This is a genomic window from Pseudomonas gingeri (assembly GCF_013386115.1).
Taxonomy (GTDB): domain Bacteria; phylum Pseudomonadota; class Gammaproteobacteria; order Pseudomonadales; family Pseudomonadaceae; genus Aquipseudomonas; species Aquipseudomonas gingeri.
Genome location: NZ_JACAOR010000011.1, coordinates 151751 through 173942, shown reverse-complemented (window position 1 = coordinate 173942; position 22192 = coordinate 151751). Strand labels below are relative to the sequence as shown.

16 protein-coding genes are annotated in these 22192 nt (G+C 62.3%); 6 read left to right on the top strand and 10 right to left on the bottom strand.

Going from position 1 to position 22192, the window contains the following annotated elements; all coding sequences use genetic code 11:
• Nucleotides 1–8 precede the first annotated feature (8 nt).
• On the bottom strand, nt 9–986 hold the full coding sequence (locus HX881_RS21865) for an FAD:protein FMN transferase (protein ID WP_177086880.1): 978 nt from the start codon (nt 984–986) through the stop codon (nt 9–11).
• A gap of 353 nt (nt 987–1339) precedes the next feature.
• Between HX881_RS21865 and tcuC the strand changes: the two genes are divergently transcribed.
• The gene (gene tcuC, locus HX881_RS21860; protein WP_017129584.1) at nt 1340–2638 is read left to right on the top strand and encodes an MFS transporter; all 1299 of its coding nucleotides are present in this window, start codon (nt 1340–1342) and stop codon (nt 2636–2638) included.
• Between the two features lie 87 nt (nt 2639–2725).
• Here tcuC and HX881_RS21855 read toward each other — a convergent pair whose 3' ends face one another.
• Nucleotides 2726–4189 carry a glyceraldehyde-3-phosphate dehydrogenase gene (locus HX881_RS21855; RefSeq protein WP_042937138.1) on the bottom strand — a complete coding sequence of 488 codons (1464 nt, stop codon included), beginning with the start codon at nt 4187–4189 and terminating at the stop codon, nt 2726–2728.
• A 351-nt stretch (nt 4190–4540) separates the two neighbouring features.
• On the opposite strand from HX881_RS21855, the gene mfd reads away from it, so the two are divergent.
• The 3 genes from mfd to HX881_RS21840 are packed head-to-tail and all read left to right on the top strand — an operon-like array spanning nt 4541 to nt 11279.
• On the top strand, nt 4541–7990 hold the full coding sequence (mfd, locus tag HX881_RS21850) for a transcription-repair coupling factor (protein ID WP_017129586.1): 3450 nt from the start codon (nt 4541–4543) through the stop codon (nt 7988–7990).
• 12 nt (nt 7991–8002) lie between these two features.
• On the top strand, nt 8003–8569 hold the full coding sequence (locus tag HX881_RS21845; protein ID WP_017129587.1) for a CsiV family protein: 567 nt from the start codon (nt 8003–8005) through the stop codon (nt 8567–8569).
• Nucleotides 8570–8600: 31 nt separating this feature from the next.
• Complete coding sequence (locus tag HX881_RS21840) at nt 8601–11279, top strand: DEAD/DEAH box helicase (RefSeq protein WP_425503531.1); 2679 nt, start codon at nt 8601–8603, stop codon at nt 11277–11279.
• 3 nt (nt 11280–11282) lie between these two features.
• Here the strand turns inward: HX881_RS21840 and nagZ are convergent, their stop codons facing one another.
• Nucleotides 11283–12281, bottom strand: coding sequence for a beta-N-acetylhexosaminidase (gene nagZ / locus HX881_RS21835; RefSeq protein WP_177086876.1), 999 nt, complete (start codon nt 12279–12281; stop codon nt 11283–11285).
• A gap of 36 nt (nt 12282–12317) precedes the next feature.
• Nucleotides 12318–13028, bottom strand: coding sequence for a TetR/AcrR family transcriptional regulator (locus HX881_RS21830; RefSeq protein WP_177086576.1), 711 nt, complete (start codon nt 13026–13028; stop codon nt 12318–12320).
• Between the two features lie 251 nt (nt 13029–13279).
• On the opposite strand from HX881_RS21830, the gene lexA reads away from it, so the two are divergent.
• Together lexA and sulA are read left to right on the top strand one after the other, a co-directional pair.
• Nucleotides 13280–13888: a transcriptional repressor LexA gene (gene lexA, locus HX881_RS21825; RefSeq protein WP_042937141.1), complete on the top strand. Its 609-nt coding sequence runs from the start codon at nt 13280–13282 to the stop codon at nt 13886–13888.
• Between the two features lie 10 nt (nt 13889–13898).
• Nucleotides 13899–14366 (top strand): SOS-induced cell division inhibitor SulA, encoded by a 468-nt coding sequence (gene sulA / locus HX881_RS21820; RefSeq protein ID WP_017129591.1) that lies wholly within the window; start codon nt 13899–13901, stop codon nt 14364–14366.
• A gap of 104 nt (nt 14367–14470) precedes the next feature.
• Here sulA and HX881_RS21815 read toward each other — a convergent pair whose 3' ends face one another.
• The 6 genes from HX881_RS21815 to fadB form a co-directional block, all read right to left on the bottom strand.
• Nucleotides 14471–14704, bottom strand: coding sequence for a hypothetical protein (locus HX881_RS21815; protein ID WP_010449609.1), 234 nt, complete (start codon nt 14702–14704; stop codon nt 14471–14473).
• 129 nt (nt 14705–14833) lie between these two features.
• Nucleotides 14834–15355 carry a DUF6586 family protein gene (locus tag HX881_RS21810; RefSeq protein WP_177086574.1) on the bottom strand — a complete coding sequence of 174 codons (522 nt, stop codon included), beginning with the start codon at nt 15353–15355 and terminating at the stop codon, nt 14834–14836.
• Nucleotides 15356–15535: 180 nt separating this feature from the next.
• A complete protein-coding gene (topA, locus tag HX881_RS21805; protein ID WP_017129593.1) occupies nt 15536–18157 on the bottom strand; it encodes a type I DNA topoisomerase in 2622 nt (873 codons plus the stop codon).
• A 115-nt stretch (nt 18158–18272) separates the two neighbouring features.
• Nucleotides 18273–18509 (bottom strand): DUF1653 domain-containing protein, encoded by a 237-nt coding sequence (locus HX881_RS21800; protein WP_177086572.1) that lies wholly within the window; start codon nt 18507–18509, stop codon nt 18273–18275.
• An 88-nt stretch (nt 18510–18597) separates the two neighbouring features.
• Nucleotides 18598–19773 carry an acetyl-CoA C-acyltransferase FadA gene (fadA, locus tag HX881_RS21795; RefSeq protein ID WP_040063197.1) on the bottom strand — a complete coding sequence of 392 codons (1176 nt, stop codon included), beginning with the start codon at nt 19771–19773 and terminating at the stop codon, nt 18598–18600.
• Between the two features lie 29 nt (nt 19774–19802).
• The gene (gene fadB, locus HX881_RS21790; RefSeq protein ID WP_017129596.1) at nt 19803–21950 is read right to left on the bottom strand and encodes a fatty acid oxidation complex subunit alpha FadB; all 2148 of its coding nucleotides are present in this window, start codon (nt 21948–21950) and stop codon (nt 19803–19805) included.
• Nucleotides 21951–22192: the final 242 nt, after the last annotated feature.

Below are 22192 nucleotides of genomic sequence, written 5' to 3'. Positions count from 1 at the left end.
GCCCCATGTTAATGCGCCTTGCTTTTCAATAATCGGTCAAACGCCGAATTCGTTCGTGTGACGAAACCTTTATCGGCACGAATCACAAAAAATGCGGCGACATCGTGTTTTTCCGCATAGTCCCAGCCGCGCTCGGGCCCCAGGATCAGCAACAGCGTCGACAAGCCATCGGCCATCAGGGTCGAGGGATGAATCACCGTGACCGCCGCCAGGTCGTGGGTGATCGGCGCGCCGGTGCGGGCATCGAAGGTATGGGAATAGCGTCGGCCATCCTGCTCGAAATAGTTGCGATAGTCACCGGAAGTGGACACCCCGTAGCCGTCGATATCGACGACCCGCTGCGCGACCTGGCGATCGTCCCGCGGCTCCTCCAGCGCGACACGCCAGGGGCTGCCGTCGGGTTTCCTGCCGACCGCCTTGAGCTCCCCCGTGGCCTCGGCCAGAAAGCTGTCGATGCCCATCGCCGTCAGCCGCCGGGCAATCCGGTCCACGGTGTAGCCGGCGGCAATGCTGTCGAAATCGACCTGCACGGCCGCATCCTTGCACAACTGCTCGCCATCGATACGCAGGTGAGCATGCCCGACGCGCTGGCGGGCCTCGGCCAGTTGCGCGGCCTCCGGCACCTTCTCCGCGCGCCCTTGCGGGCCGAATCCCCAAAGGTTCATCAGCGGCTCCACCGTCAGGTCGTAGGCGCCGTCGCTGGCCAGCGAAAGCTGCTCGCCGACACGCACCAACTCAAGGATCGGCGCCGGCATGACCTGGCAGCGGTTGGCCGGCAGATCGTTGAAATGCTCGATGTCCGAATCACTGCGATAGGTCGACATCTGTTGGTCGACCTGCGCCAGGATCGCTTCCACCTCGCGCCTGACCTCGCTGACCGCCGGCCCGCCCGCGCGCCGCACATACTGGATGGAGTAGGTGCTCCCCATGGTCGGGCCGCCAAAACGCTCCAGCGAGTCTCCCCCATCACAGCCGGAAACCAGCAGGAACGCCGCAGCAGCGAGCAATCGCAGGGTTGTTCTTAGCAAAATCCGGGCCTCCGGGGCAATGGCACAGGTTGTGAAGGCGCCATTCGAGGCTGCGCATTGCACCAGAGTTTAAAGGACATTCGCCAGGACCACCGTTGCGCGAAACCCTGCTCACGCAAAAACCCAATGAACCGCTCTAGTCCGCGGACTGTGCCATTTAGCCAGCAAGCTTGGTTTTTTTGTTGCCCGATAACCCTAATACACATATCGTTACAAAACTGTTCTGCCAGCGTGCGTATGCCTGAAAGGATCAGTAAGGACGAGCAAAGACGAAGGATTGCTTATAAGACAGCCAAAGTGAGTGAATAAAAATGGCCTCGAGTACGGGCAAGGGCAAGGCGATCTTTCGCGTTGTCAGCGGCAACTTTCTTGAGATGTTCGACTTCATGGTCTACGGCTTCTACGCCACGGCCATCGCTAAAACCTTCTTTCCTGCCGACAGTGCATTCGCTTCCCTGATGCTTTCGCTGGCCACCTTTGGTGCCGGCTTCCTGATGCGTCCGCTGGGTGCGATCTTCCTCGGCGCCTATATCGACCGCCATGGTCGTCGCCAGGGGCTGATCATCACCCTGGCCCTGATGGCCGCGGGTACGGTGCTGATCGCCTGTGTACCGGGTTACGCGACCCTGGGCGTGGCCGCCCCGCTGCTGGTCCTGCTGGGCCGACTGCTGCAAGGTTTCTCCGCCGGCGTGGAGCTGGGTGGCGTCTCGGTCTACCTGGCCGAGATCTCGACCCCGGGCCGCAAGGGCTTTTTCGTCAGTTGGCAGTCCGCCAGCCAACAGGCCGCGGTGGTCTTCGCCGGCTTGCTGGGCGTGGGTCTCAACCACTGGCTGAGCCCCGAGCAAATGGGTGAATGGGGCTGGCGCGTGCCGTTCCTGGTCGGTTGCATGATCGTCCCGGCGATTTTCATCATCCGTCGCTCGCTGGAAGAAACCCCCGAGTTCCAGGCGCGCAAACATCGTCCGACCCTGCAGGAAGTGATGCGCTCGATCGGTCAGAACTTCGGCCTGGTGCTGGCAGGCATGGCGCTGGTGGTCATGACCACGGTGTCCTTCTACCTGATCACGGCCTATACCCCGACCTTCGGTAAAGCCGAGCTGCACCTGTCGGACTTCGACGCTTTGCTGGTGACCGTGTGCATCGGCCTGTCGAACTTCTTCTGGCTGCCGGTGATGGGTGCCGTTTCCGACAAGATCGGCCGCAAGCCGCTGCTGCTGGCGGCGACCATCCTGGCGATCCTCACGGCCTACCCGGTACTGTCCTGGCTGGTGGCGGATCCGAGCTTCAGCCGCCTGCTGATCGCCGAACTGTGGCTGTCGTTCCTCTACGGTTCGTACAACGGCGCGATGGTGGTTGCCCTGACCGAGATCATGCCGGTCGAAGTCCGTACCACCGGCTTCTCCCTGGCCTACAGCCTGGCGACCGCGACCTTCGGCGGCTTCACTCCGGCGGCCTGCACCTACCTGATCCACGTGCTGGACAACAAGGCGGCACCGGGCATCTGGCTCAGTGGCGCGGCCGTGTTGGGCCTGATCGCCACCCTGGTACTGTTCCGTGGCAACAAGCACGAACTGCGTACCGCACAGATGGCGGCTTCCAGCCAAGCCTGAGTAGACGCCCGTGGCGAGCGGGCAATCCCCCTCGCCACAAACAAAAACGCCCCGACTGGTCGGGGCGTTTTCATGTGCGGCTAGCGCTTAGCGCGGGAACGCTGGCGGGTTGACCCCGGCCATGTCTTCCATCACGCGCACCACCTGGCAGCTGTAACCGAACTCGTTGTCGTACCAGACGTACAGGACAACGCGGTTGTCGTTGCAGATAGTGGCTTCGGCATCGACCACACCGGCGTGACGCGAACCGACGAAGTCGGTGGATACCACTTCCTGCGAGTTGACGAAGTCGATCTGCTTGTGCAGATCCGAGTGCAGCGCCATGTAGCGCAGGTACTCGTTCATCTCTTCACGGGTGGTGGCAGTACCCAGGTTCAGGTTCAGGATCGCCATCGACACGTTCGGCGTCGGTACGCGGATCGCGTTACCGGTCAGCTTGCCGGCCAGTTCAGGCAAGGCCTTGGCAGCCGCGGTGGCTGCGCCGGTCTCGGTGATCACCATGTTCAGCGCGGCGCTGCGGCCACGGCGATCGCCCTTGTGGAAGTTGTCGATCAGGTTCTGGTCGTTGGTGTACGAGTGAACGGTTTCAACGTGGCCGTTGACGATGCCGAACTTGTCGTTGACGGCCTTGAGCACCGGCACGATGGCGTTGGTGGTGCAGGACGCCGCGGAAACGATCTTGTCGTCAGCGGTGATTTCACCGTGGTTGATGCCGTGAACGATGTTCTTCAGCTTGCCCTTGCCCGGCGCGGTCAGGACCACGCGGTCGATACCCGGGCAGGCCAGGTGCTGGCCCAGGCCATCGGCGTCACGCCATACACCGGTGTTGTCCACCAGCAGGGCGTCCTTGATGCCGTACTGGGTGTAGTCCACCTCGGTCGGGTTCTTCGCGTAGATCACCTGGATCAGGTTACCGTTGGCGGTGATGGTGTTGTTTTCTTCGTCGATGGTGATGGTGCCGTTGAACGAACCGTGCACCGAATCGCGACGCAGCAGGCTGGCGCGCTTGGTCAGGTCGTTCTCGGCGCCCTTGCGCACGACGATGGCGCGCAGGCGCAGGCCGTCGCCGCCACCGGTTTTCTCGATGAGGATGCGCGCCAGCAGGCGGCCGATACGACCGAAGCCGTACAGCACCACGTCAGTGCCCTTGCGTGCGGAAACATTCTGCTGACCGACGACATCGGCCAGTTCTTCGCGGACGAACTGCTCGGCAGTGCGGCCATTGCCCTGGGCCTTGAACTTCACGGCCAGCTTGCCGAGGTCCACCGAAGCGGCGCCCAGCTTGAGCTCGCTCATCGCCTTGAGCAGCGGGAAAGTCTCGTGGACGGACAGTTCGGCATCATCACTCTGACGATGGCGAGCAAAGCGGTGAGCCTTGAGAATCGCGATGACAGACTGGTTGATCAGGCTGCGGCCATAGATCGAACTCACCACATTGTTATTGCGGTAGAGCTGACCGATAAGCGGGATCATCGCTTCTGCAAGCGCTTCACGATCAATCCACTCACCAAGACACTGGTCGGGCTTCTGAGTCACGGGAACCTTCCACATGTAGGGGCTGAAAAAAGGGGCTACATTATGCAGCCCAGCCGCCCTGCGAGCAATGCACGACTGTCGCGCAAACCCGCATAAAATCCCTTTGCAAAAAATCGTACCCCGCTCCAGCCCAGTAAACACGCGGGTTTCAGCGCGCCCCATTTTGGCGCACCGACTATCACTTGTCTGTAACCCTCCGAAACATAAGTGCAATGCGGCACTACATATTCAGGTAAAAAGCGCTATTTCTTGTCATAGCCACTACATTTCCCTTCACCTGTAATAGACACAGTCTGCAACTGACAGGCGGCACCCGGGGCCGTTACAATTACCGACTTTGTCGCAACGCTTGGAGCTCAACCTTCCGTGCCCGTTCTGCGTCTACCGCTACTCCCTGCCGCGGCAGGTAAACAGCACTGGGGCAATCTCCCCGGTGCCGCCCTGAGCCTGGCCATTGCCGAGGCTGCCAGCGCTGCCAAGCGCTTCACCCTGCTGCTCACCGCCGACAGCCAGAGCGCCGAACGGCTGGAGCAGGAGCTGAGCTTCTTCGCCCCCGATTTGCCGGTGCTGCATTTCCCGGACTGGGAAACCCTGCCCTACGACCTGTTCTCACCGCACCAGGACATCATCTCCCAGCGTATCGCCAGCCTGTACCGGCTGCCGGAACTGGAACATGGCGTGCTGGTGGTGCCGATCACCACCGCGCTGCACCGCCTGGCCCCGACCCGGTTCCTGCTGGGCAGCAGCCTGGTGCTGGATATCGGCCAGAAGCTCGATGTCGAGCAGATGCGCACCCGCCTGGAAGCCTCCGGCTACCGCTGTGTCGACACGGTCTACGAACACGGCGAATTCGCCGTGCGCGGCGCCCTGATCGACCTGTTCCCGATGGGCAGCAAACTGCCGTACCGCATCGACCTGTTCGATGACGAGATCGAGACGCTGCGCACCTTCGACCCGGAAAACCAGCGGTCCATCGACAAGGTCGATTCGGTACGCCTGCTGCCGGCCAAGGAATTCCCGCTGCAGAAGGAAGCGGTCACCCGCTTCAAGGCGCGCTTTCGCGAACGCTTCGACGTCGACTTCCGCCGCTGCCCGATCTTCCAGGACCTCAACAGCGGGATCACCCCCGCCGGCATCGAGTACTACCTGCCGCTGTTCTTCGAGGAAACCTCGACCCTGTTCGACTACCTGCCCCAGGACACCCAGGTGTTCTCCCTGCCGGGCATCGAGCAGGCCGCGGAAAACTTCTGGAACGATGTGCGCAACCGCTACGAGGAACGCCGCGTCGATCCGACCCGTCCACTGTTGCCGCCGGCCGAACTGTTTCTGCCGGTGGAAGACTGCTTCGCCCGCCTGAAAAGCTGGCCGCGGGTCATCGCCAGCCAGCAGGACGTGGAAACCGGTGTCGGCCGCGAACGCTTCCCCGCCCGCGAACTGCCGAACCTGGCGATCGAGGCCAAGGCCAACCAGCCCCTGGCGGCGCTCTCCGCATTCCTCGAGCAGTTCCCCGGCCGCGTGCTGTTCACCGCCGAATCAGCCGGTCGCCGGGAAGTCCTGCTGGAGCTGCTGGAACGCCTCAAGCTGCGCCCGAAGACCGTCGACAGCTGGCCTGACTTCACCGCCGGCAAGGAACGCCTGGCGATCACCATCGCGCCTCTGGACGACGGCCTGGTGCTGGACGATCCGGCCCTGGCACTGATTGCCGAAAGCCCGCTGTTCGGCCAGCGCGTGATGCAGCGCCGACGCCGGGAAAAACGCGCCGACGCCAACAACGATGCGGTGATCAAGAACCTCACCGAGTTGCGCGAAGGCGCCCCGGTGGTGCATATCGACCACGGCGTCGGCCGCTACCTCGGCCTCGCGACCCTGGAAATCGACAACCAGGTCGCCGAATTCCTCACCATGGAATACGCCGAGGGCGCCAAGCTCTACGTGCCCGTGGCCAACCTGCATCTGATCGCCCGCTACACCGGCAGCGACGACGCTCTCGCGCCGTTGCACCGCCTGGGCTCGGAAGTCTGGCAGAAAGCCAAGCGCAAGGCGGCCGAACAGGTCCGCGACGTCGCCGCCGAACTGCTCGATATCTATGCCCGTCGCGCCGCCCGCGAAGGTTATGCATTCGCCGACCCGAAAGCCGACTACGCGACCTTCAGCGCCGGCTTTCCGTTCGAGGAAACCCCGGACCAGCAGACCACTATCGAAGCGGTGCGCGCCGACATGCTCTCGGCCAAGCCGATGGACCGCCTGGTCTGCGGCGACGTCGGCTTCGGCAAGACCGAAGTGGCCATGCGCGCCGCCTTTATCGCGGTCCACGGCGGCAAGCAGGTGGCGATCCTGGTCCCCACCACCCTGCTCGCCCAGCAGCACTACAACAGCTTCCGCGACCGCTTCGCCGACTGGCCGGTGACCGTCGAAGTGATGAGCCGCTTCAAGTCCACCAAGGAAGTGAACGCCGCCGTGGCGGAGCTGGCCGAGGGCAAGATCGATATCGTCATCGGCACCCACAAGCTGCTGCAGGACGATGTGAAGATCAAGAACCTGGGCCTGGTGATCATCGACGAAGAGCACCGTTTCGGCGTGCGCCAGAAGGAACAGCTCAAGGCCCTGCGCAGCGAAGTCGACATCCTCACCCTGACCGCCACGCCGATTCCGCGCACGCTGAACATGGCGGTGTCGGGCATGCGCGATCTGTCGATCATCGCCACCCCACCGGCCCGGCGCCTGTCGGTGCGCACCTTTGTCATGGAGCAGAACAAGAGCACGGTCAAGGAAGCCCTGCTCCGTGAGCTGCTGCGCGGCGGCCAGGTCTATTACCTGCACAACGACGTGAAGACCATCGAGAAGTGCGCCGCCGACCTCGCCGAACTGGTGCCGGAAGCCCGTATCGGCATCGGCCACGGACAGATGCGCGAGCGCGAACTCGAACAGGTGATGAGCGACTTCTACCACAAGCGCTTCAACGTGCTGATCGCCTCGACCATCATCGAGACGGGTATCGACGTGCCGAGCGCCAACACCATCATCATCGAGCGCGCCGACAAGTTCGGCCTGGCCCAGTTGCACCAGTTGCGCGGCCGGGTCGGGCGCAGTCACCACCAGGCATACGCCTACCTGCTGACGCCCGGTCGCCAGCAGATCACCGCCGATGCGGAGAAACGCCTGGAAGCCATCGCCAATACCCAGGACCTCGGCGCCGGCTTTGTCCTCGCCACCAACGACCTGGAAATCCGCGGTGCCGGCGAACTGCTGGGCGACGGCCAGAGCGGGCAGATCCAGGCGGTGGGCTTCACCCTGTACATGGAAATGCTCGAACGCGCGGTCAAGTCCATTCGCAAGGGCGAACAGCCGAACCTCGACCAACCCCTGGGCGGTGGCCCGGAGATCAACCTGCGCCTGCCGGCACTGATCCCCGAAGATTACCTGCCGGATGTCCATGCCCGCCTGATCCTCTACAAGCGCATTGCCTCGGCGACCGACGAAGAGGGTCTCAAGGACCTGCAAGTGGAGATGATCGATCGCTTCGGCCTGCTGCCGGAACCGACCAAGAACCTGGTGCGCCTGACCCTGCTGAAACTGCAGGCCGAGCAACTGGGCATCAAGAAGATCGACGGCGGTCCGCAGGGCGGGCGCATCGAGTTCGCCGCGGACACCCCGGTCGATCCGCTGGCCTTGATCAAGCTGATCCAGGGACAACCCAACCGCTACAAATTCGAAGGTGCCACACTGTTCAAGTTCATGGTGCCGATGGAACGTGCGGAAGAACGCTTTAATACACTGGAGGCGCTGTTCGAGCGCCTCACCCCGAAATCTGCTTGATAAGGACGCCGTATGCGCCTGATCTCCTCGCTGGCCGTGTTGTTGGCCCTGTTCACCCCGGCAGCCTTTGCCGACGAGCTGTACCAGGTCGAAATGATCCTGGTCCGGCAGAACCTCGAACAACCGTTCCAGAGCCAGCCGGCTCCCGAGGACTGGGCCAGGGGTGCCAGGCCCGTCACCGCCGCTGACGAGCGCACGCCCGCGCTGAACGACATGGTCGCCAAGCTCGGCGCCAGCGGCAACTATGAAGTATTGCTGCACAAGGCCTGGCAGCAGTCGCTCAGCGACCAGCCGAGCAAGGTCTCGATCACGGCCGGCGAGGAACAGTTCGGCCAGTTCCCGGTGGAGGGCACCCTGAGCCTGACGCTCAAGCGCTTCACCGACGTGGAGGCACAGTTCTGGGTCAACCGCTTCGACAACAACGGCGTGGTCAATGCCAGCGAACGCCTGAACCAGACCAGCCAGACCAAGAACGGCCAGCTCAATTTCCTCGACAGCGGCCACCTCGCCCTGCTGCTCAAGGTGACCTCGCTGTCAGCCTCCAAACGCGAAGCGCCGTCACAGAACCTGGACCAGTGACCACCCGATGCCCTCGTCCCTGACGCCCTCCATGACCAAGCCACTCGCGCCGTCATGGGTCAGCCGCTTCAAGGAACAGAGCCTGGAACGTGGCCGCCGCTACGCCGTGGAAAACCGTGTGCGGATCGTCCAGGCCGGTGACAGCACCATCACCGCCAGTTGCGAAGGTTCCGGCGGCAATGTCTACCGTCAGACCATTCACCTGCGCGAGTCGGCCAAGGGCACCTTGCTGATCGTCGATGCCAACTGCACCTGCCCGGTTCGCATGAACTGCAAGCACACCGCGGCAGTCCTGCTGAAAGTCCAGGAGACCCTGGCCTACCCGGCCGCGGAAAAAGACGCCGAACTGCTGGAGAAGCTGCAGGCCGTGCTTGACGCCCGTCCGCCCGCCCCGCCCCAGCAGATCGTCGACGACGTGCAGCCCATACCACGGCTGTGGCTGGCCAGCGTCGAGTTCAGCGCCTTCGAACCGCGCAACGGGCGCATGCAGCGTTATATCCAGCACCGCGCGGCACTGTCGTTCAACTACCTGGGCGAGTACGCCAGCGGCCAGAAAAACACCGACATCATCCAGCGCCAGGAACACCAGAGCCTGCGCATCAAGCGCCAGCCCGAGGCGGAAAAGGCCTGCCGCGAGCAACTGCGCCTGCTCGGCTTCAAGATCGCCACGCGTCAAAGCAAGGCCCTGCCGGAAAGCGCCGGCGAGCTGTACGAGATGGTGAACGACAGCGCCTGGCTGAACTTCACCCTCAACGAGCTGCCGGGTCTGCGCAGCCAGGGCTGGGAGTTGCAGATCGACGAGGATTTCGGTTTCGACCTGAGTACCGTCGACGACTGGTACGCCACCGTCGACGAAGCGCCGGAACGTGACTGGTTCGACCTCGAACTGGGCATCATCGTCAATGGCGAGCGCCTGAGCCTGCTGCCGATCCTGCTCAACCTGATGCGCTCCCACACCGAACTGCTCAACCCCGAGCGCCTGGCCCGGCGCCGGGACGACGAACTGATCCTGGTGAACATCCCCGCCTCGCCCAACGGCAGCCACGGGCCGCTCCAGGTAGCGCTGCCCTACGGCCGCCTCAAGCCGGTGCTGATCACCCTCGGCGAGTTCTACCTGGAAGAACCCGGTACCACCACCCTGCGCCTGAGCAGCGCCGACGCCACGCGCCTCAACCCCCTCGACGGCTTGCCGCTGCTCTGGGAAGGCGGCGAACAGATTCGCAGCTTCGCCGAACGCCTGCGGGATATCCGCGAGTACAACGCGAGCATTCCCGAGGGACTCAACGCCACCTTGCGCCCCTACCAGCACGAAGGCCTGAGCTGGATGCAATCGCTGCGGCAACTGGAAGTCGGTGGAATCCTCGCCGACGACATGGGTCTGGGCAAGACCTTGCAGACCCTGGCGCATATCCTCAGCGAAAAGAACGCCGGGCGCCTCGATCGCCCGTGCATGGTGGTGATGCCCACCAGCCTGGTCCCCAATTGGGTCGACGAGGCCGCACACTTCACCCCGCAGCTCAAGGTCCTGGCCCTGTATGGCGCGGCGCGCAAAAAGCATTTCGAACACTTGCAGGACTACGACCTGATCCTCACCACCTATGCCTTGCTGCCCAAGGACATCGAGAAACTCAAGCTGCAACCGCTGCATGTGCTGGTGCTCGATGAGGCGCAGTACATCAAGAACCCCGGCAGCAAGGCCGCCCATGCCGCTCGCGAGCTGGACGCGCGCCAGCGCCTGTGCCTGAGCGGTACGCCTCTGGAAAACCACCTCGGCGAACTCTGGTCGTTGTTCCACTTCCTCCTGCCGGGCTGGCTGGGAGACATCAAGAGCTTCAACCGCGACTACCGCGTGCCGATCGAAAAACGCGCCAGTGAAGTCCGCCTGCAACACCTCAATGGCCGGATCAAACCCTTCCTGCTGCGGCGGACCAAGGAGCAGGTGGCCACCGAGCTGCCGCCCAAGACCGAGATCATCCACTGGGTTGAACTCAACGAAGCCCAGCGCGACGTCTACGAGACCATGCGCCTGGCGATGGACAAGAAGGTCCGCGACGAAATCACCCGCAAGGGCGTGGCCCGCAGCCAGATCATCATTCTCGAAGCCCTGCTCAAGCTGCGCCAGGTCTGCTGCGACCTGCGCCTGGTCAACGGCGCGACCCTGCCGGCCCGCGGCAGTGCCTCCGGCAAGCTCGACAGCCTGATGGAAATGCTCGATGAGTTGTTTGCCGAGGGTCGGCGGATCCTGCTGTTTTCACAGTTCACCTCGATGCTCGCGCTGATCGAGACGGAACTGCAAAAGCGCAACGTGGCCTACGCCCTGCTGACCGGACAGACCCGCGACCGGAGGACACCGGTCAAGGATTTCCAGAGTGGGAAACTGCAGATTTTCCTGATCAGCCTCAAGGCCGGCGGCGTCGGCCTGAACCTGACCGAAGCCGATACCGTGATCCACTACGATCCATGGTGGAACCCGGCAGCGGAAAACCAGGCCACCGACCGGGCGTACCGGATCGGCCAGGAAAAGCCGGTGTTCGTCTACAAGATGATTGCCCGCGGCACGGTGGAGGAAAAGATCCAGCATCTGCAACAGGAGAAATCCGACCTCGCCGCAGGTGTGCTCGACGGGCGCAAGGCCGGCGACTGGCAGCTGCAGAACGAGGATATCGAGGCCCTGTTCGCACCGCTGCCGGACAAGAAAACCGGTCGCTAGCCGTCAATCGATCAGCTGGGCATCCCTGAGAGCGCCAATGGCAGTCAGCCAACGCGGCTCCTGGCGATAATCGGTGCGGGCAAATGCCTGGCCGCGCATCCGCGCAATGCGTGGCGACGGCGTCACCTTGAGCCGCTGCGCGGCACTCAAGGCCAACTCCGCCGCAGCCCGGTCGTTGCACACCAGGCCCATGTCGCAACCGGCCGAGAGGGCAGCCTCGATGCGACTGGCGGCATCGCCCACCACATGAGCTCCCGCCATGGACAGGTCATCGCTGAAGATCACCCCGTCGAATTGCAGTTCGCCGCGCAGGATCTCCTGCAACCAGCGCCGGGAAAAACCGGCAGGCTGCGCGTCGACCTGTGGATAAATCACATGGGCCGGCATCACCGCCGCCAACTGCCGGCTCAGGCGTGCGAAAGGCACCAGGTCATGGGCGCGGATCACTTCCAGGCTGCGCTCGTCGACCGGGATCGCCACGTGGGAATCCGCCTCGGCCCAGCCGTGTCCCGGGAAATGCTTGCCGGTAGCGGCCATGCCTGCATCGCTCATCCCACGGATAAAAGCACCGGCAAGCAAGGCGGCACGCTCGGGGTCACCGTCGAAGGACCGACTGCCGACCACCGCGCTGCGCTGATAGTCCAGATCGAGTACCGGCGCGAAACTCAGGTCGAGTCCCACCGCCAGGACCTCGGTCGCCATCAGCCAGCCACATTGCTCGGCCAGGTACTCGGCGTTCGGGTTGTCGGCAATGGCGCGCATCGCTGGAAGACGTACGAAGCCCTGGCGCAGACGCTGTACCCGGCCGCCTTCCTGGTCGACCGCCAGCAACAGGTCGGGGCGAATGGCGCGGATCGACGCGCTCAACTCACGAACCTGGCGCGGATGCTCGATATTGCGCGCGAAGATGATCAGCCCGCCCACTTCCGGCTGGCGCAGCAACTGGCGATCTTCAGCCGTCAGCCAGGTACCGGCGATATCGACCATCAGGGAGCCTTGCAGGGCAGTACTCATAGAAAATCCTTGTGAAAAAGTACGTCAGACCTTGGCGGTGGCCGGCGCGGTCGACTTGCTGCGCGGACGCAGCTGCGCGGCCGCCATGGTTTCATCGGTCACGCCGCTGTCGGCACGCATGCCGGCGGCGAGGAACGGCACCATCAGGCGCATCACCGTCTCGATCGAGGTATTGACGCCGAAATCGGTCTCGGCAATCGCCCGCAGCGCCTTGATCCCCGACATGCTGAACGCGGCCGCACCCAGCATGAAGTGTACGCGCCAGAACAGTTCGATCGGGGGAATACGCGGGGCCGCTTCATTGACCAGCAGCATGTAGCGACGGAACACCTTGCCGTACATGTCTTCCAGGTAACGCCGCAGGTGGCCCTGGCTCTGGCTGAAGGCCAGGCCCAGCAGGCGCATGAAGATCGACAGGTCGTTGCCGCTGCGGGGCTGCACCACCAGGGCCTGCTCGACGAGGATTTCCAGCAGTTCCTCCAGGGTCGGCTTGACCTCGGGCTTGGCCTGGCGCCGCTCCAGCTCACGGTCGAGGCTGATGCAGAACGGCCCGAGGAAACGCGAGAACACGGCCTGGATCAGGGCCTTCTTCGAGCCGAAGTGGTAGTTCACCGCTGCGAGATTGACGCCCGCCTTGCTGGTGATCAACCGCAATGAGGTCTCGGCGAAACCTTTTTCCGCGAACAATTGCTCGGCAGCATCGAGAATGCGTTCAACGGTTTCCGACTGGGCCATGATTATTCCGCCTGACAAACACTTGTTTGAAACATACGTTTCAGGCCATGGAATGTCAAGCCTGACGGTCCATTTGCGGCCAGCCAGTCAGGTATTAAATCATAGAAACCGGGGCCTGTAGCGCAGCACCCGATACGGCTGTCGACCCCCTTCCCGGCAACCGTCCGGCGGACACCTTGAAAAGGAGGATTGCCAAGCGCCTTCCACTGTATATAATCCCAGTCACTGTATAAAAAGACAGAGCGATCGAGATGCTAAAACTGACGCCACGCCAAGCTGAGATTCTGGCTTTTATCAAACGCTGCCTGGATGACAACGGCTATCCGCCAACCCGTGCGGAGATTGCCCTGGAACTGGGCTTCAAGTCGCCGAACGCCGCCGAAGAACACCTCAAGGCCCTGGCCCGCAAGGGTGCGATCGAAATGACCCCTGGCGCTTCGCGCGGTATCCGCATTCCCGGTTTCGAGGCCAAGGCCGACGAATCCACCCTGCCGATCATCGGCCGGGTCGCCGCGGGCGCACCGATCCTCGCCCAGCAGCATGTCGAGGAATCCTGCAACATCAACCCGACCTTCTTCCATCCCCGGGCCGACTATCTGTTGCGCGTTCACGGCATGAGCATGAAGGACGTCGGCATTTTCGACGGCGACCTGCTGGCCGTGCATACCTGCCGCGAGGCCCGCAACGGCCAGATCGTGGTGGCGCGGATCGGCGAGGAAGTCACCGTCAAGCGCTTCAAGCGCGAAGGCAGCAAGGTCTGGCTGCTGGCGGAGAACCCCGAGTTCGCCCCCATCGAAGTCAACCTGAAAGATCAGGACTTCGTCATCGAAGGTTTGAGTGTCGGCGTCATTCGCCGCTGAAGGAGGCGTCATGCAATTTCCGCAAACTCCACAACACGCACAACTGCCCTTGTTCGAAGCGTTCATGGCGCAGCCGCTGGTCCCACTTCTCAAGGAGGTGGTTGAAACGCCCTGGAGCACCGAGCCCGAGGTCTTCAGCGAACTGTCGTTACGTGGCGGGAATTGCCTGAGCCTGCTCGCCCCCATCCTGCGCGAACTGAGCCAGGACCAGGATGCCCGCTGGCTGACCCTGATCGCCCCACCCTCGAGCCTGACCCAGGCGTGGCTGCGGGAAGCGGGACTGAACCGCGAGCGCATCCTGCTGCTGCAACCCAGCAGCGCCCAGAATGCCCAGCAACTGACGTGCGAAGCCTTGCGCCTGGGGCGTAGTCATACCGTGGTCAGCTGGCTCAATCCGCTGAGCAGCAGTGCTCGCCAGCAATTGATCAGCGCAGCCCGCAAGGGTGACGCACAAAGCCTGAATATTCGTTTGGGCTAGACACAAGCGCCAGACAGGCACTCTTCGCACGTATCGCGCAGGGCTTCTCCAGGACAGAGAAGCCGATCAGAATTGACGAACCATGACAGAAACGGTTGGCAGCTTCAGTGAAGAACGCGCGGACCGTCTTCTTTCTCGATCTCGCCTTCCACCAGTCGCCCCGCCATCTGCACGCCCACGCTCAACATGGCCTTGGCCACTTCGACGTGCTGGCCCTGCAGGAAAGCCTTGGCATCTTCAGAGAAGTTCAGGGTAACCAGAGAACCTTCGTCCTCGGCCCGGCGCAGCTCGATACGGCCGTCCGGCAGCTCGACGATTTCTAGAAAGGACGTAGGCATAAAAGTCTGTTCTCCACGAAAGGCCAAGATTATATCAGTCATCCGTGGCAACCCGCTCAAGATCTCAACAGCTTTCTTTACTGCTTGATGAACAACTGACAGACGGGGCCTACAGCCCCACCCACTGAATCAGCACTCGCTCAGGCCATCGCGGAAGCGGATCGCCAGGCCCTTGAGGTTCTGCCGCCAGCCTTCCAGCTCCTCACGCCCCAGCTCCGGGGTTTCTTCCTCGTCCAGGCTGACCGCCACGATCAACGGCTGCAACACGTCGCCCTTGGCCTTCCTGGGCGCCTGGGGCGGCAGGTACAAGGCCGTGTGCGCGGCGATCAGGCGGGCCAGCCAGCTTTGCGGACTGTGCGCCAGTTCCACCAGTTCGGCCATTTCCGGAATGGCAATGGACTCCAGCACTTCCCGGGTCAGCAACAGCTCGGCCCGCGGGGCATTGGCCTGGGGCAGGCGGTAGAAACCGGCAATTTCATGGCACAGCCCGAGCAAGGCGCCGTACAGGTGGAACACCGCCGCTTCCCGCTCGGCCTGGATCAGCGCCAACGCGTTCATCGCCCGGCTTTCCTCGGCCTTGCCCAGGGCTTCGAGCGCAAGGCCCGCGTAAAAGATCTTCTGGTTGGTGCGGGTATAGAGTTCGTTGGCCATGACGGCGCACTCCAGGACAAAAAAGCCACAGGCGGGTCAGACAGTTTCAGGGATCGACCCGGCTTGTCGCAAGCCCAAAAGACCAAGGCCGCGTGAAAACCCAGGTCCTCACACGGCCTTGCCAATACCAGCCTTGCGCCAGTGAGCCGCAATGGGCCCGCTGGCGCAAGACAGCAGACATCAGGCGCCCTGGCGCTTGTCCTCGACCTTCCACTTGCCGCCGTCGTAGAACGCCTTCCAGCCGGTCGGCTTGCCGTCCACTTCGCTCTGCACGTACTGCTCCTTGGTCTTGCGGCTGTAGCGAATGACCGCTGGACGACCGTCCGGGTCCTTCTTCGGCGCTTCACAGAGGAAGTGGTACTTCGGATCGATCTCGTCCTTGTGCGGAACGATTTCGCTCACCAGCGGTGCACGGGTCTCGCGGTTTTTCGGGAACTGGCTGGCCGCCAGGAACAGGCCGGACGCACCATCACGCAGGATGTAGGTGTCGTTGACCTTTTCGCACTTGAGTTCCGGCATTTTCACCGGATCCATCTTCGGCGGCGCCGCGTCACCGCTCTTGAGCAGTTTGCGGGTGTTCTTGCAGGTCGGGTTGGTGCAACCGAAGAATTTGCCGAAACGGCCGGTCTTGAGCTGCATTTCACTGCCGCACTTGTCGCATTCCAGGCTCGGGCCTTCGTAGCCCTTGATCCGGTAGTTGCCTTCCTCGATCTCGTAGCCCGCGCAATCCGGGTTGTTGCCACAGATATGCAGCTTGCGCTTCTCGTCCAGCAGGTAGGCATCCATCGCCGTGCTGCAGATCGGACAGCGATGCTTGCCACGCAGCACCAGGGATTCCGACTCGCCCTCGTCGTCCGCGGCGATCTCATCGCCCGGAACCAGGTTGACGGTAGCCTTGCAGCGCTCTTTCGGCGGCAGGCTGTAACCCGAGCAACCGAGGAACACGCCGGTGGAGGCGGTACGGATCTGCATCGGCCGGCCGCAGGTCAGGCACGGGATATCGGTCATGACCGGCTGGTTGGCACGCATGCCGTTTTCCGCGCCTTCGGCCACTTCGAGCTTCTTCTTGAAGTCGCCGTAGAACTCGTCGAGCACGTTTTTCCAGTCGCGCTCGCCCTGGGCCACGTCGTCGAGGTTCTCTTCCATGCCGGCGGTGAAGCCGTAGTCCATCAGGTTCGAGAAGCTTTCCGCCAGACGCTCGGTGACGATGTCGCCCATCTTCTCGGAATAGAAGCGGCGGTTGTGCAGCGCCACGTAGCCACGGTCCTGGATGGTGGAAATGATCGCCGCATAGGTCGAAGGACGACCGATGCCACGTTTTTCCATTTCCTTGACCAGGCTGGCTTCGGAGTAACGCGCCGGCGGCTTGGTGAAGTGCTGGCTCGGATCGAGCTGGATCAGCTTCAGCGCATCGCCCTGGGCCATGTCCGGCAACACGTCGTCATCGCCCGGCTTGGCGATCTGCGGCATGACGCGGGTATAGCCGTCGAACTTCAGGATGCGGCCCTTGGCACGCAGCTCGAAGTCACCAGCGCCCACGGTCACGGTGGTCGACAGGTATTGCGCCGGCAGCATCTGGCAGGCCAGGAACTGGCGCCAGATCAGCTCGTAAAGGCGCTCGGCATCACGCTCCATGCCCGACAGCTTGCTCGGCTCGGTATTGGCGTCGGAAGGACGAATCGCTTCGTGAGCCTCCTGGGCGCCCTCCTTGCTGCTGTAGATGTTCGGCGAGTCCGGCAGGTACTTCTTGCCGAACTCGCTCTCGATGTAGGTCCGCGCCATCGCCACGGCATCGACCGAGAGGTTGGTCGAGTCGGTACGCATGTAGGTGATGTAGCCGGCTTCATACAGACGCTGGGCCATCATCATGGTCTTCTTCACCCCGAAGCCCAGGCGATTGCTCGCCGCCTGCTGCAGGGTGGAGGTGATGAACGGGGCCGACGGCTTGCTGCTGGTCGGCTTGTCTTCGCGCTTGACGATGCTGTAGGCCGACGCCTTGAGCTTCTCCAGTGCCGCCATGGCCTGGGCTTCGTTCAGCGGCTTGAAGGCTTCGCCTTTCTCGCGCGCCACTTCGAAACGCACCTTGGCGCCCTTGGTGGTGCCCAGGTCGGCGTGGATCTCCCAGTATTCCTCCGGGTTGAAGGCACGGATCTCGCGTTCGCGCTCGACCACCAGCTTCACCGCCACCGACTGCACACGGCCGGCGGACAGGCCGCGGGCGATCTTGGCCCACAGCAGCGGCGAAACCATGTAGCCCACCACGCGATCGAGGAAACGTCGCGCCTGCTGGGCATTGACCCGGTCCAGGTCCAGTTCGCCCGGCTTGGAGAAGGCTTCCTGGATCGCCTTCTTGGTGATTTCGTTGAACACCACGCGCTTGTAGCGACTGTCGTCACCCCCGATGGCTTCCCGCAGGTGCCAGGCAATGGCCTCCCCTTCGCGGTCCAAGTCGGTTGCGAGATAGATGGTGTCGGCATCCTTGGCGAGCCGGCGCAGCTCTTCGATCACCTTCTCCTTGCCGGGAAGGATTTCGTAGCGGGCCTTCCAGCCGTGATCCGGATCGACGCCCATGCGCGAGACCAGCTGCTTGCGCGCCTTCTCCTTCGCCGAGAGCACGGGAGCTTCGCCAGCGGCGGCCTTGCCACGCTTGGCGGCAGGTTCCTTGGCGGCACTCGCCGAACCGCTGGTGGGCAGGTCTCGGATATGGCCGATACTCGACTTCACCACGTACTGGGTACCCAAGTACTTGTTGATGGTCTTGGCCTTAGCCGGGGATTCCACAATGACCAGCGATTTGCCCATGGATCGGAAAATTCCTGAATGCTTGAAGTGAGAGCGCAGCCCGCGTCTGGCGCGGCACCGCTATATATAGTGGCAACAAGGTGAGGTCAAGCGCAGGGTTCTGCGCGACCGGCACTCATGGCCTGGAAAAAAGGCTCGGTTCGGCTTGCACCAAAGCAAAGCGTGGGACCCGTTCGCCGTCAACCTCGACCGACTCCAGGAACATGCTCAAAGGGCGCACCCAGAAGCCGTAATCGCCATACAGTGCTTGGTAGAACACCACTTCCTCTTCGGTCTCGGAATGCCGTGCCACGCTGAAAACGCGGTACTGCGGTCCCTTGTAGTGCTGATAGAGCCCAGGCTGCAATTTCATATATCGGCCCTCTTACAAAATAAAATAAAAAAATTTTCAGAAAAACAAAAACCGGGGCACTAGGCCCCGGCTTCCATCGACGAAACGCTTAGACGCGTTCGAAGACGGTGGCAATGCCCTGGCCGAGGCCGATGCACATGGTGGAGACCCCGAGGGTCCCGCCATTCTGCTTCATCACGTTGAGCAAGGTGCCGGAAATCCGCGCACCGGAACAACCGAACGGGTGGCCCAGAGCAATGGCGCCGCCGTGCAGGTTAACCTTCTCGTTCATCTTGTCGAGCACTTTCAGATCCTTCAGCACCGGCAGGGCCTGTGCGGCGAAGGCTTCGTTGAGCTCGAAGAAGTCGATATCGGAGATTGCCAGGCCTGCGCGCTTCAGCGCTTTCTGGGTGGCCGGTACCGGACCATAACCCATGATCGCCGGGTCCACACCTGCCACCGCCATCGAGCGGATCACCGCCAGGGGCTGGATGCCGAGGTCCTGGGCACGCTGCGCCGACATCACGATCATGCACGAGGCACCATCGGTGATCTGCGACGAAGTACCCGCCGTCACGGTACCGCCCTTGGGGTTGAATGCCGGCTTCAAGGCCGCCAGGCTTTCCAGGGTGGTTTCCGGACGAATGGTTTCATCGTAGTCGAAGACTTTCAGGAAACCGTTCTCGTCATAACCCTGCATCGGAATGATTTCGTCCTTGAACTTGCCTTCCACGGTCGCCTTGTGGGCGAGCTGGTGGGAGCGCACGCCAAAGGCATCCTGCTGCTCACGGGTGATGCCGTGCATCTTGCCGAGCATCTCGGCGGTCAGGCCCATCATGCCCGAGGCTTTCGCCGCGTACAGCGACATGTGCGGGTTCGGATCGACACCGTGCATCATGCCGACATGGCCCATATGCTCGACGCCGCCGACGACGAAGACGTCACCATTGCCGGTCATGATCGCCTGGGCGGCGGTGTGCAGCGCGCTCATCGACGAGCCGCACAGGCGGCTGACGGTCTGGCCGGCCGCGGTGTGAGGGATCTGGGTCATCAGCGACGCCATGCGCGCGATGTTCCAGCCCTGCTCCAGGGTCTGGTTCACGCAGCCCCAGATCACGTCCTCGACTTCGTTCGGGTCGACCTTGACGTTGCGTTCCAGCAGCTTGCTGATCAGGTGCGCCGACATGTCCTCGGCACGGGTGTTGCGGTGCATGCCGCCCTTGGAGCGGCCCATCGGAGTACGACCGAAGTCGACAATCACGACGTCTCTAGGATTCAAGCTCATATAGTTCACTCTCGCTCTAGTGTGGGCGCTTAACCGAAGAACCGCTGGCCATTCTTGGCCATTTCACGCAGCTTCGCGGTCGGGTGGTACAGCGCGCCCAGATCGGCGTACTGGTCAGCCAGGGCAACGAACTCGGCCACACCGATCGAATCGATGTAACGCAGCGCACCGCCACGGAAGGGAGGGAAACCGATGCCGTAGACCAGACCCATGTCGGCTTCGGCGGCGGTTTCGACAATACCGTCTTCCAGGCAACGCACGGTTTCCAGGCACAGCGGGATCATCATCCAGTTGATGATGTCCTCGTCGGTCACCTCACGCTGTTCGTAGATGATCGGCTTGAGCACTTCCAGCACCGAGGAATCGGCAACTTTCTTCTGCTTGCCGCGCTTGTCGGTCTCGTAGGCGTAGAAGCCCTTGCCATTCTTCTGGCCCAGGCGCTTGGCTTCGTACAAGGCGTCGACAGCCGAACGACGGTCATCCTTCATGCGGTCCGGGAAACCTTCGGCCATCACGTCACGGCCATGGTGGCCGGTGTCGATGCCGACCACGTCCATCAGGTACGCCGGGCCCATCGGCCATCCGAACTTCTCCATGATCTTGTCGATACGGACGAAGTCCACACCGGCGCTGACCAGCTTGGCGAAACCGCCGAAGTACGGGAACAGGATACGGTTGACCAGGAAGCCCGGGCAGTCGTTGACCACGATCGGGTTCTTGCCCATTTTCTTGGCGTAGGCCACGGTAGTCGCTACCGCTTGCTCGCTGGACTTCTCGCCACGGATCACTTCCACCAGCGGCATCATGTGCACCGGGTTGAAGAAGTGCATGCCGACGAAGTTTTCCGGACGCTTGAGGGCCTTGGCCAGCAGGCTGATGGAAATGGTCGAGGTGTTGGAAGCGAGGATCGCATCTTCCTTGACCTGGGCTTCCACTTCCGCCAGTACCGCCTGCTTGACCTTCGGATTCTCGACCACGGCCTCGACCACCAGGTCGACATGACCGAAGTCACCGTAGGACAGGGTCGGACGAATGCCGTTGAGCACTTCGGCCATCTTCGCCGCGGTCATCCGGCCCTTGTCGACACGACCGACCAACAGCTTGGCGGCTTCGGCCAGCCCCTGCTCGATACCGTGCTCGTTGATGTCCTTCATCAGGATCGGCGTGCCCTTGGACGCCGACTGATAGGCGATACCGCCGCCCATGATACCAGCGCCCAGTACGGCGGCCTGTTTCACGTCCTTGGCGATTTCGTCGTAGGCCTTGGCCTTTTTCTTCAGCTCCTGGTCATTCAGGAACAGGCCGATCAGGCTTTGTGCAGCCGAGGTCTTGGCCAGTTTCACGAAGCCGGCGGCTTCGATTTCCAGGGCCTTGTCACGACCGAAGTTGGCGGCTTTCTGGATGGTCTTGATCGCTTCGACCGGGGCCGGGTAGTTCGGACCGGCCTGACCGGCGACAAAACCCTTGGCGGTTTCGAACGCCATCATCTGTTCGATGGCGTTGAGCTTGAGCTTGTCCAACTTGGGTTGGCGCTTGGCCTTGTGATCGATCTCGCCGGAAATGGCGCGCTTGATCAGTTCCAGAGCGGCTTCCTGGAGTTTTTCCGGAGCGACCACGGCATCGACGGCGCCGACTTTCAAGGCATCTTCGGCACGGTTTTCCTTACCGGCGGCGATCCACTCGATGGCGTTGTCCGCACCGATCAGGCGCGGCAGGCGCACGGTGCCGCCAAAGCCCGGGTAGATCCCCAGCTTGACTTCCGGCAGGCCGATCTTGGCGCTGGCGGACATGACACGGAAGTCCGCGGCCAGGCACATTTCCAGACCGCCACCCAGGGCGATGCCATTGATCGCGGCAACGGTCGGCACGGCCAGGTCTTCGAAATCGCTGAAAATCTTGTTGGCTTCGAGGTTGCCCGCCACGAGCTCGGCATCCGGCAACTTGAAGTTGTCGACAAATTCGGTGATGTCGGCGCCGACGATGAACACGTCCTTGCCGCTGCTGACAATCACACCCTTGACCGAGGCATCGGCCTTGATGGTGTCTACCGCCTGACGCAATTCGTTCAGGGTTAGACGGTTGAACTTGTTGACGGACTCACCCTTGAGATCGAACTTCAGTTCGACGATGCCACTTTCAAGAGCCTTAACCGTGATGGCTTTACCTTCGTAAATCATCAACTGATCTCCACGATATGGAAGCTGAACAGTACACGTCGGACGCTAACTTCTGGCCCGGCATTGACCTCATCGTCACTGCTACGCCAAGCCGCCAGGCACACCCGCCGACGCGATAGTCGGGATTCTGTAAGAGCCGTCTGATCAGACAAACGCTCAATTCATACGCCCGTTTGATTTGGGTGTGGACACCTTCACGGAATTCGAGGCAATTGTCAATTGCCGAAAACGCCCCTGAAAAT